This window comes from Lujinxingia litoralis (assembly GCF_003260125.1).
GTDB classification, from domain to species: Bacteria; Myxococcota_A; Bradymonadia; order Bradymonadales; family Bradymonadaceae; genus Lujinxingia; species Lujinxingia litoralis.
The window spans coordinates 21,568-32,353 of sequence record NZ_QHKO01000018.1; the positions used below are offsets into that span (position 1 = coordinate 21,568).

The following is a 10,786-nucleotide window of genomic DNA, read 5'->3' on the forward strand; positions in this document are numbered from 1 at the left end:
GAGATGTGCGATGTACCTGTACGCCCCCCGACTCGCCAGTGCCCCCCTTGCCCTGCTGATATGCTGCGCCCTGAGCGCCTGTGGTGAAAAGGGGAGCGACACCGCCGCCCCCGCCACCACCCCGGACGTGGAGCTCGAAGAAGACACCGGCCCCGACGCCACCGAAGACACCGGCCCCGAAGACACCACCCCGGCCGGCCCGCCCAACCTCGACACCTCGCCACTCTCCATCGCCTTTAGCGACGTGCGCCTGGGCGAGGAGCAGAGCGCCATCATCACCATCCGCAACACCGGGGAGAGCCCCCTGGCCGTGACCCAGCTGCGAATTGAACACTTCCAGCTCCGCGGCTCCGTCCCCCAGTTTCGCCCTGGCGAGGGCTGGGAGCAGGGCTTTACCCTGGCGCCCAACACCTACCGCGACGTGGTCGTGCGCTGGGTCCCCACGCTCTACACCGGCATCAGCGGTCGGGTGATCATCGGCAGCGACGATCCCGACACCCCGGAGCTGATCATCCCCCTGCAGGCCACCAGCGCCTACCCGGTGGCCGAGGCTCCCCGACGCATCAACTTCGGCACGGTGCCCCCCGGGCAGACAGCACACCAGCGGGTGACGATCTACAACCGCGGTCTGGACCCGCTCAACATCACCGGCTTTGCCTCCACCGGCGATCCGGAGTTCGCCGCCCAGTTCAGCGGGCGCGCCATCGAGCCGCCCGTCCCGGCCTTCCTTCAGCATAATGACAAGATCGAGGTCGAGCTCAGCTTCACCGCCTCCTCCGACGAGCTCGTCACCGGGGCGATCTCAATGCTGGCCAACCTCCCCGAGGAGCCCGACATCGTGTTTGATGTGCAGGCCAACGGCCCCACGCCCTGCATCCAGACCGATGGCGACGTGGATTTCGGCGAGTTCGTCACCGGCACCACCGCCACCAAAGAACTCTTGATCGCCAACTGCAGCCGCAACCGCTCGCTGACCCTGAGCCAGGTGGAGCTTCTCAACGACGCCGGCGGGGTCTTTGAACTGGTCGAGACCCCGGCGCTCCCCTGGAGCCTGGGCATCGCCCAGTCGGGTACGCTGCAGCTGCGCGCGACCCTGCCCACCGAGCAGGAGGCCGTGGGCCAGCTGAAACTGGTCAGCGACGATCCCACACAGAGCGAGGTCGTGCTCCAGCTGCGCGCACGCCCCACCGACCCCCTCTAAGTTCCCTCTGGCGGGCGCGCGCTCACGCGCCCGCCAGCTTGCAGCAAAGCTCTTCGGAGTCGTGGCGCGGGCTCCCCGGCACCACGACTCACCCTCCCCCCAGGCCCTCCAGGTCCCCGATGCGCGCTCCCCTCCTGCTCCCCCTCGCCACGTCCACGCTTCTGGCCACCTCCCTCCTCACGTCCTGCTCGCAGCCGGCGCCCGAAGAGCCGCTGATCGTCGTCGAAGAACTCCCCCTCTACGACTTTGAGAGCGCCGCCCCCTGGTACCCCTGCCCCGAGGCCCCCCTCGACGAGCGCGTGGTCGTGGTGGAGGCCCTCTCCGGGGTCGACCAGTACTTTGGCGAGGAGAACCGCCGCAGCGTCCGGGCGCCGGTCACCTTTCCTCAGGGCGACTGGCAGCAGGTGGGGCTGCGCTTTGAGCTGGAGTGTCCCGAAAACGGACTCTGCGACCACTGGGACCGCACCGGCAGCCTGGGGCTAATCCTCAACCCCGACGCCCCCGAGGCCGACCAGCACGAGGTCGAGCTCTTGCGCCACATCACCCCCTACCGCCGGGGCATGTGCCAGTACGTCGACCTCACCCCTCTGGCCGGACTGCTCACCGGGGAGCGGGCCCTGCACAGCTTCATCGACACCTGGGTCGGGCCCGGCCACGACCAGGGCGAGGGCTGGCGGGTGAGCGCGCGCTTTGAGTTTAGCCCGGGTTATGCGGAGCAGGCCGACCAGGTGATCCCCCTGATCGGCCGGCGCAACATCACCGTGGGCGAAGCCGACCCGAGCGTGGACGACCAGCTTGAGGCGATGCGCTTTGAACTGCCCGAGACCTTCAGCCGGGTCGAAGCTCACCTGACCACCACCGGGCACAGCTTTGGCAACACGCTCAACTGCGCGGAGTTCTGCCCGATGCGCCACGATCTGCTCGTCAACGCGCAGAGCTTCTCGATCAACCCCTGGCGCGCAGACTGCGCGCAGAACCCGGTGTCGCCTCAGGCCGGCACCTGGCAGTACCCGCGCAACGGCTGGTGCCCGGGCGCGGTCACCGTGGGCGATCGGGTCGACATCACCGCCGCGGTCCAGCCTGGCGAAAACCAGCTCGATCTCGACATCCTGCTGGCCGACGGCAGCGAGTACACCAACACCTCGCCAGTCGATCTCCTCCCCTCCACCGCGGTGGCGCTCAAACTCTACGTCTGGCACTGAGACGCTCCCTCCTCTCCGACGCCCGGGCCCCCTCCCCCACGCAGCGCCGGGGGGGCGGCGCCGCGTGCGACAATTCGCCCGGTTGTTTCCGACTCGCCACGACCTCATGTTCACCGCCGTGGTTGCCCGCGCGCGGCAACCGATGAGTCCCCCATGGCGATGAGACCTCTGTGCGTTATCCCCTCCTCTACAGCCTCCTTTTCACAACCACCCTCGGGGCCCTTTCGGGGGGCTGCGTGCACAGCGAGTACGACGAGGGCGCGAGCCTCCCGGTGCGCTTTTCCAGCCAGCTCGACGCGGCCGACACCGAGGCCATCCCCGGGGAGCTCGCGCTGGTCTTTGACCACCTGGAACTCCTCCCCTGCGACGCCTCGCCAGCCCGGGGCCTGGCGCGCCTGACCCGCTGGCTCCTCCCCGAGGCCCACGCCGCGCACCTGCCCGAAGCCCCCCACCGCCTCCTCGGCGCCCGCGCCTGGACCATCGCCCGCGCCGGTGAACTCGCCGCGCCCCTGGAGGCCGGCACCCTCTACCCGCCCCTTCGCGACTACTGCGGGGTGCGCGTGGGCTTTTACTCGGCGCTCCCCGATAGCCCCGCCCTCCAGGAGGGCATGGCCCAGGGAGAGAGCTTTTACCTGCACACCGGCGCGCTGCTCGCCAGCCCGGTCGAGCTCCGCTCCAGCCTGGGCTTTGACGTGACCCTCTACGACGACCAGGCCCTCTCCCGCGAGCGCCTGAGCTCTGGCGAGCCTGCCCTGGAAGTCCACCTGGACCTCTCGGAGTTCGCCCGGCGGCTCCGCGCCCTTCCGCCCGAATTCGGCGACCGCGAGGTCGCCGAAATCCTCTCGCAAACCATCCAGATCGCGATTCCTACCCCCTCGATTCAGGAGCTTTGAGCATGATCCTCAAACCCGTACACGCCCTCCTCTGCGCCTCGCTGACCCTGCCCCTGCTGGCCTGCGGCGCCACCGAAGACGACGCCCCCGCCGAACAGGACGTCACCCTGCGCTTTGCCGCCCAGGTCGGTGAGGAAGCCTTCGCCTGCGGCCAGAGCTACCAGGGGCTGGGCACCACCGCGACCACCTTTGAGCCCCACGACTTCCGCCTCTACGTCAGCGAAATCGAAGTGCAGCACGCCTCTGGCGAGTGGGAGGCCCTGGCGCTGGAGCAGGACGGCCGCTGGCAGCACGAGAACCTGGCGCTCCTCGACTTTGAAGACGCCAGCGGCGCCTGCCAGAACGGCACCGCGGAGCTGCGCGACATCGTGGTGGGCCGCGCCGGCGAAGGGGAACTCACCGGCGTGCGCCTGACCCTGGGCGTGCCCTTTGAGCTCAACCACATCGACGCGGCCACCGCCCCCAGCCCCCTGAACGTGACCGGGATGTTCTGGAACTGGCTGGGCGGCTATAAGTTCGTGCGCATCGAAGGCGCGACCACCGGCCTGACCACCGGGTGGCAATTCCACCTGGGCAGCACCGAGTGCGAACCCGCCGAAGGCGGCGGCGCGACCGCCTGCGCCCGGGAAAACCGGGTCACGGTCACGTTTGAAGACATCTCCTTGAGCGACGACGTGATCGTGTTCGACCTTGCCGAGCTGGTCGGCCAGACCAACCTTGATCAGAAGACCGAAAACACGCCCAGCGGCTGCATGTCGGGCCCCAACGATCCCGACTGCGCCGCGATCTTCTCCGTCCTGGGTCTGCCCCACGGCGACACCACCCCCGAAGGCGGCAACTTTGTGCGACTTCAAAGCAACTGATCGCCCCGGAGCCCCCACCCCCCGGTGGGGGGCCCGGCTCCTGCTCGGCCTACTCACGGCCCTGGGTGCCTGCGCCGAAAGCGCCGCGCCCGAGGCCGGGGGCCTCCCCGTGCCGGAACACTTCCCGGCGCCGCGCATCCCGGAGTCCAATCCCTGGACGACCGCGAAGGCCGAGCTGGGGCGCGCCCTCTTTTATGATACGCGCCTCTCGGGCAATGGGACCCAGTCCTGTGCGAGCTGCCACCCCCAGGAAGACGGGTTCGTCGACCGCCTCCCCCGGGCCCTGGGCTCCACCGGCGAACACCACCCCCGGCGGAGCATGCCCCTGGCCAACGTGGCCTGGAACCCGACCTACAACTGGGCCAACCCCCTGGTCACCACGCTCGAAGAGCAGGCGCTCACGCCCCTCTTTGGCGAACACCCGGTGGAGCTGGGACTGGCCGGGCGCGAAGACGAGATGCTGGAGCGCTTTGCCGCCGAGCCCTGGTATCAGACGCGCTTTGAGCAGGCCTTCCCCGACGATCCGGAGCCGATCTCGGTGCGCAACATCACCTACGCGCTCGCCAGCTTTGAACGCACCCTGATCTCGGCCGACAGCCCCTACGACCGCTACATGTACCAGGGCGATGGGAGCGACTTCTCCGATGCCGCTCGCCGCGGTATGCAGCTCTTCTTCTCGGAGCGCCTGGAGTGCTTTCACTGCCACGGGGGCTTCAACTTCTCCGACGCCGTCGACCACCAGAATCTGGCGTTCTCCAGCCAGCCCTTTCACGTCACCGGGCTCTACAACATCGACGGCCAGGGCGGCTACCCGGCGCCCAACACCGGGGTCCACGAGGTCACCGGCCGCCCCGAAGACATGGGGCGCTTTAAAGCGCCGAGCCTGCGCAACGTGGCGGTGCGCGCGCCCTACATGCACGATGGCAGCGTGGCCGATCTCGACGCCGTCATCGACCACTACGCCGCCGGCGGTCGCACCATCTCCCAAGGCCCCCTGGCCGGCGACGGCTCCCGCAACCCCAACAAAAGCATCTTCGTGCCGGGATTCCTGATCAGTAACTCGGAGCGCAACGACCTCAAGGCCTTTTTGCACAGCCTCACCGATGAGACCTTCCTGAGCGACCCGGCCCTGGGTCCCCCGGCCGACCTCCCCCCCTTTGAGCGCGCTGAGAGCGCGGATTGATGTCATGAAGTACACCTCCTCTTCGACCCTCCTGGTCCTGCTCGCCACCCTGAGCCTGGTCAGCGTTATCGCGCCCGCCCCCCGGGCCAATGCCTGCTCGCTGCACAGCTCCACGCCCCCGATGCACCTCCAGAGCACCCCGCCCCCGGAGAGCGCGGCCGAGCCCGAGCCCGAGGCCCCGGCAAACGCCGAGCTCGCCGCGCCCCCGACCGGGACTGAAGCGGAGGCCGAGGCCCCGCCGGAGAGCGGGGCCGAGCCCCTTGCCGGGCCCGCTTCAGAGGCCGAGGCGCCCCGCTGGTCCCTGGCCCGGAGCCTGCAGCTGGGGCTGAGCGCCCGCACCCGAAACCTGCGCTTTGGCGACGAGGAGCGGGGCCACGCGGAGCTCTCCGAATACACACTCCTGCTGGGTGCCCGGGTGCAACTCCCCGGCCCGGTGGGCGTGGGCCTGAGCCTGCCCCTGGCCCGACGCGGGCTGAGCCTGCCCAACGGCGCCCGGGAGCGTACCTCGGGCCTGGGAGATGTGGGCCTGCAGGCCGATCTGGCGCTGCAAACGCTCTGGGAGCTGCCCTTTCGCGCTGAACTCCAGCTGGGCCTGCTCCTGCCCACCGCCCCGATGAGCACCCGCGGCGATGGCGAGTACCTGCACCCCGATGTGCAGCCGGGCGCCGGGGTCTTTGCCCCCCGCGCCGGCCTGCTGCTGGGCGCCCGGGCCGCCCGGCGCGTGGATCTCTTGCTCCAAACCGATGTCATCTGGGCCCCCGAAAGCCCCGACGGCGTGCAGCGCTCGGCAACGCTGCGAGTGGACCCGGCCCTCTACCTGCAAACCCTCCCCGACCTCCGGCTGGCGCTGGCCCTCCCCCTGCGCCACGAGTGGGAGGCCCGCAGCTCCGGCCAGCTCGAAGCCCTCACCGGCGGCACCCTCCTGAGCGTGGAGCCTCGCCTCAGCTGGTCGATGACCCGCCAGCTCACCCTGCTCGGGGGCGTGAGCATCCCGGTGGTCCAGGCCCTGCGCGGCGGCGCCCGCGAGCGCGTCAGCGCCTTTGCCGCCATCCAGTTCCTCCCCTCGTTTTAAGCGCGCCCCGGCCAGGAATCGCTCCTGTACCGCGATCCGTGCTTTTTCCTGGCCAACACCCGCCTTGATTCTGACAGGTTTGGCTTGGCCAGGCACCATTGTCATAAGGGTGGCTTGATTGTCAGGGGGGCAGAATACCCCGTCCAGGTCAACACGCTCCAAAGCGCCCACTCGGTTGAACCTGGGCACCAATGTCTTGCGCTCGCCGGTCACATCCTCTGGATACTGAATCCATTTCGGACAACCGAGAGCATCATAAGAGGTGTGGCTTTAATATTCAAAACAACCACTAAACTGCCGACTGAACGGCTCTTTCATCTAAAACACCCATTCAGCTTAACAATCCTTTCAAACATAAACAACAATCTCATAAAACACTAACCTCATTTCAAAACCGGGGTGTTTGGCCTTGCATGAAATTATGCATTTCAAACATTCCATCTTCACCAATCCCCCAGCAATGCACTTCGCCCCTTACATTTAAGGCGCAAGAATACTTGCTCTCTGGAGCAATTTCGACACTTATAAATTGGCCACTGGGTGAATCCAAGATTCCACCAGTCTCACTTCCCCAGCATTGGATACGTTTTTCGCTATCAATTGCACAGCCATGCATTGCGCCGACTGCCACATCTTGAAATACACCTGGAACTGCAGCCGTCAACACATCGTTTCCGTCTACAATATTTTCATTCCCCCAACACGACAACTCACCACTCGCCAACACGCCACATGTGACGGTATACCCGCCATCAATTTGCATAAAACTTTCATCAGGAACTTCTATTTGGCCATGACGGTTAAGCCCCCAACACACGACTTCAGACTCCCCGTTAATTGCACATATATGAAAATATCCCGTTTCTAGCCGTTCGGCACGAAAGTCGGGCACGCTCATTTGACCTTCATCTATATAATTAAGATGAGAAACCTTCCAACATTCTGGTTGCCGACTTAGCTCCGATATTCCACACCCATGATATCCACCCAAAACAACACTATGTAACTGCTTTCGTCTTGTCGTCGACTCCGCGCTCCATGGATCGGTTCCTCTACAAATCACTTGGCCCGACTCTTCTACAACGCACATCGCAGACATTCCAATTGCGATCTCGCGCAACCTTCCTCGCGGCGCAATATTTAACCCCCAATAAGGCACTCCCCAACAAAACCCTAGTTTTGTATTACTTTCAATTGCGCACGAGGCATTTTGCCCAACATGGATGGAGTCGAACCGCCCTATTCCGGGCTCACGCTGGCGTATTGAATCGATATCGCCATAAAAACGACCCCAGCATGTGACGTCGCCAGACTCTCTGACACCACATGTTTGAAAATGAGACACACCAGAAATCGAGTTAAATTGACCTGAAGGAGCCTCCGCCTGGTTAAAATCAAGAACACCCTCATTAAGCCCCCAACAGCGCACTAAACCTCCCGTCGTGAGGCCACATGTGTGAAAAAATCCTATTGCAATTTCGGTGAACCGAGAATCTTCGGGCACATTTAACTGACCCACGTCGTTCAATCCCCAACAAAGCATTCGATTTCTATTATCTAATGCACAACTATGAAATGTACCTGCACGAACAGCCTTAAATTTACCAAAGGGAGGTTTAGTCTGCCCATAATCCCATAGCATTTCCCCGTCGGAAACTCCCCAACACTCTATGGTTTCGTTCAAACGAATCGCACAGGAATGACGCCATCCCGCACTTACCGACCCAAACTGCCCCGAAGGCGCCTCTGCCTGACCATAGTCATTATTACCCCAGCAGCTAATCTCTCCGCTCTCACTGAGTGCGCATGCGTGGGAGTCTCCAACACTAACCGACTCAAATCCAAATGGATTTTCAATATCGATTGGATAATGTTCATTTTCTCCCCAACATTTCAACAAACCTTCAATCGTCAATCCACAAGTATGAAGTCGACCAGCACTAAGTGATTGAAACTTGTCCGCAGGCGGAGTTGCCTGACCTACATCGTACTTTTCGGGTTCAAACACCCAACACTCTACCAGCCCATCATGACGAAGCGCACAGGTGTGTTGGTCGCCGTTAGTTATCTGCTTATACAACCCATTAATCGCTGCACTTTCGGTACTATTTTGAAAAAATAATGTTGGAATGTGAGAGCATGCGCTTGCACACAGCACTACAAGCACCACTCCGCACATATAAAACCACCACCAATTTTCAAAACACCTTTTCCCTATAGACTTTTCGCTCAATTCATTCGACGGAATGGCACCCATTGACCTTCCTTTGAACGAGTCCCTGACTGACCACGATAAACCGTAATTCCAACCTCTCCAGCAACCCCCATCACTGCCTTGTTGGTGTCTCCGTCAAAATGCTCTAATTCCATTCGATAAATTTGCTCAACCCGCTTCGAAATATCCCCATCTCCACTCAAAAAGTCCTCTGCGCGACTTGAAACCTCAAGACGATATATATACTCATCCGTCAACACATAATGAATATCAACACTTTGTTGAATTGCGTCTGATACGCCCCCGCCTGCGTCCTGAGCTTGGTCGGTATGCAATAGCATCATCGTTAGATCTGGGTAGCTTGGATGCGACTGCCCGTGTTCTGAAACGTGAGAGTGATAAGATCCGCGTAACATTTGCTCGGGCTCACGAGATCCAGTTCGGAGATTAGATATACGCAGGTCGTTCCATTGTCCGCTCAACGGAAGTACAGATAAATACCTTTTAAAAGGTATGGGTGACCTTCCGCTCTCTGCAAGCAGTTCAACTATCTGCCAAGGACTAGGAGCTGTAGTCGCGTCGAACTCTTCACGGCTTCTCAATTGTTCTGACTGATCATACTGGCTAACTAGCCATCGTTCTTGCGTTTGGTAAGGCAATGGAATTGTCTCCCCCTCAATTCCAATCAGTCCCGTTGCCTCAATCCCTTTCCCCGATGCTTCTGTCGCATGTTGTTGCATTGCATCTATCGTTTCTGCTCGTTCAAAAACAATGTCGGTCGCTTGATCGACCGTTTCGATCGCAGCTTGTACGGCATTTTCGAACTCCTCCCCCTCCATCCCCCCCGGATCCACCAACCGCACCGGATTCCCCCGCACATACGCATACACATTCACCCCATCCACCATCCCCGCCGGATCCGGCGCTGTCCAGCGGCAGAGCCACGGCGAGTAGTAGCGCGCGCCGTGGTAGTAGAGGCCGGATTCTTCGTCGCGCTCTTTGCCCGTAAAACGATAACGCTTCTTCGCATACGACCCGAACGACGACTCCCCATAAGGCCGATACTCCTCCCGGCTGATTAGCCCGCCCGTCTCGCTGACCACCACGCTCGACGAGCCCAGGTGGTCGCCCAGCTCATAGCGCACCGCCGGCTTCTGCGCGTTGAATATATCCGGCCCCACTCGCCGACTCGCCACCCGNCCCAACTCGCCGCGCGCCGTCGTGTCTACGAGGCCGCGAAACGCCGCCATCCCCAGCGTTGGACCGGTGCAGTCCGCTGTTGGGAGTCCCCGGCTGAGGTGTATCTGAACCCCTCAAAACTCACGCGCTCCAGGCTCGAGATGGAGGGCTGTGCGTAGTTCGATGAGGCGGCAACTATGTTGACACTCACCGCTGGAGCCTGGCGATTTGAGCATCTTTGCGCTCAATCTCTTCTTTCGGGCGGCTCTTCAGCCCGTTTTCACCCGCATCCAGGAAGGTCTCGTACCACTGCTCAATCTCGCTGGGCTTTAGGTCGTACTGGCGCGCAGCCTCGTTCACCGTGGTCTCCCCGCGGATAATCTGCAGCACCAGCGCGGTACGACGCTTCGAGGTCCAACGCTTGATATCTTCCGGTAACTCTTCGCTCATCTCACCCTCTTGAACTGATGTCCTGGCCAACACCCAACCCGATTCTGACAGGTTTGGCTTGGCCAGGCACCATTGTCATAGGGGTGGCTTGATTGTCAGGGGGGAAGAATACCGGCGCAGGCCAACGAGCTGCACGTGATGGACGATGCCTCGCGGGTGGCGAGTCGGCGCGTGGGGCCGGATATATTCAACGCGCAGAAGCCGGCGGTGCGCTATGAGCTGGGCGACCACCTGGGCTCGTCGAGCGTGGTGGTCAGCGAGACGGGCGGGCTAATCAGCCGGGAGGAGTATCGGCCTTATGGGGAGTCGTCGTTCGGGTCGTATGCGAAGAAGCGTTATCGTTTTACGGGCAAAGAGCGCGACGAAGAATCCGGCCTCTACTACCACGGCGCGCGCTACTACTCGCCGTGGCTCTGCCGCTGGACAGCGCCGGATCCGGCGGGGATGGTGGATGGGGTGAATGTGTATGCGTATGTGCGGGGGAATCCGGTGCGGTTGGTGGATCCGGGGGGGATGGAGGGGGAGGAG

Annotated in this window: 10 protein-coding genes; 7 read left to right on the forward strand and 3 right to left on the reverse strand. The window is 62.6% G+C overall.

Translation table 11 applies throughout. The annotated features are described in order from the left end of the window. Positions 1-10: 10 nt before the first annotated feature. The 6 genes from DL240_RS19300 to DL240_RS19325 all read left to right on the forward strand — a co-directional run bounded on the left by DL240_RS19300 (position 11) and on the right by DL240_RS19325 (position 6,414). On the forward strand, positions 11-1,201 hold the full coding sequence (locus tag DL240_RS19300) for a choice-of-anchor D domain-containing protein (RefSeq protein WP_111731534.1): 1,191 nt from the start codon (positions 11-13) through the stop codon (positions 1,199-1,201). Positions 1,202-1,320: 119 nt separating this feature from the next. After that, positions 1,321-2,403, forward strand: a complete 1,083-nt coding sequence (locus tag DL240_RS19305) for a peptide-N-glycosidase F-related protein (protein ID WP_111731535.1) — start codon at positions 1,321-1,323, stop codon at positions 2,401-2,403. A gap of 170 nt (positions 2,404-2,573) precedes the next feature. Continuing rightward, positions 2,574-3,296, forward strand: coding sequence for a hypothetical protein (locus DL240_RS19310; protein WP_111731536.1), 723 nt, complete (start codon positions 2,574-2,576; stop codon positions 3,294-3,296). 2 nt (positions 3,297-3,298) lie between these two features. Further along, positions 3,299-4,159, forward strand: coding sequence for an MbnP family copper-binding protein (locus DL240_RS19315; protein WP_111731537.1), 861 nt, complete (start codon positions 3,299-3,301; stop codon positions 4,157-4,159). A gap of 109 nt (positions 4,160-4,268) precedes the next feature. Next, the gene (locus DL240_RS19320) at positions 4,269-5,342 is read left to right on the forward strand and encodes a methanobactin export MATE transporter MbnM (protein ID WP_199589873.1); all 1,074 of its coding nucleotides are present in this window, start codon (positions 4,269-4,271) and stop codon (positions 5,340-5,342) included. Positions 5,343-5,346: 4 nt separating this feature from the next. Further along, positions 5,347-6,414 (forward strand): hypothetical protein, encoded by a 1,068-nt coding sequence (locus tag DL240_RS19325; protein ID WP_111731538.1) that lies wholly within the window; start codon positions 5,347-5,349, stop codon positions 6,412-6,414. A 388-nt stretch (positions 6,415-6,802) separates the two neighbouring features. Here DL240_RS19325 and DL240_RS19330 read toward each other — a convergent pair whose 3' ends face one another. The 3 genes from DL240_RS19330 to DL240_RS19340 form a co-directional block, all read right to left on the reverse strand. After that, positions 6,803-8,671, reverse strand: a complete 1,869-nt coding sequence (locus tag DL240_RS19330) for an RCC1 domain-containing protein (RefSeq protein ID WP_111731539.1) — start codon at positions 8,669-8,671, stop codon at positions 6,803-6,805. Further along, on the reverse strand, positions 8,644-9,774 hold the full coding sequence (locus tag DL240_RS19335; protein ID WP_199589874.1) for an RHS repeat-associated core domain-containing protein: 1,131 nt from the start codon (positions 9,772-9,774) through the stop codon (positions 8,644-8,646). The genes DL240_RS19330 and DL240_RS19335 overlap by 28 nt, the downstream gene beginning before the upstream one ends. 241 nt (positions 9,775-10,015) lie before the next feature. Further along, positions 10,016-10,258, reverse strand: a complete 243-nt coding sequence (locus DL240_RS19340) for a helix-turn-helix domain-containing protein (RefSeq protein WP_111731541.1) — start codon at positions 10,256-10,258, stop codon at positions 10,016-10,018. A 138-nt stretch (positions 10,259-10,396) separates the two neighbouring features. On the opposite strand from DL240_RS19340, the gene DL240_RS19345 reads away from it, so the two are divergent. Beyond that, positions 10,397-10,786, forward strand: a 390-nt coding sequence (locus DL240_RS19345) for an RHS repeat-associated core domain-containing protein (protein WP_146618435.1), incomplete at its 3' end; no start/stop codon positions are given.

What these genes read in the sequence shown, in the direction of transcription:
- DL240_RS19300 (WP_111731534.1), top strand. Translation starts at nt 11, where the DNA reads ATGTACCTGTACGCCCCCCGACTCGCCAGTGCCCCCCTTGCCCTGCTG.
- DL240_RS19305 (WP_111731535.1), top strand. Translation starts at nt 1,321, where the DNA reads ATGCGCGCTCCCCTCCTGCTCCCCCTCGCCACGTCCACGCTTCTGGCC.
- DL240_RS19315 (WP_111731537.1), top strand. Translation starts at nt 3,299, where the DNA reads ATGATCCTCAAACCCGTACACGCCCTCCTCTGCGCCTCGCTGACCCTG.
- DL240_RS19325 (WP_111731538.1), top strand. Translation starts at nt 5,347, where the DNA reads ATGAAGTACACCTCCTCTTCGACCCTCCTGGTCCTGCTCGCCACCCTG.
- DL240_RS19330 (WP_111731539.1), bottom strand. Translation starts at nt 8,671, where the DNA reads ATGGGTGCCATTCCGTCGAATGAATTGAGCGAAAAGTCTATAGGGAAA.
- DL240_RS19340 (WP_111731541.1), bottom strand. Translation starts at nt 10,258, where the DNA reads ATGAGCGAAGAGTTACCGGAAGATATCAAGCGTTGGACCTCGAAGCGT.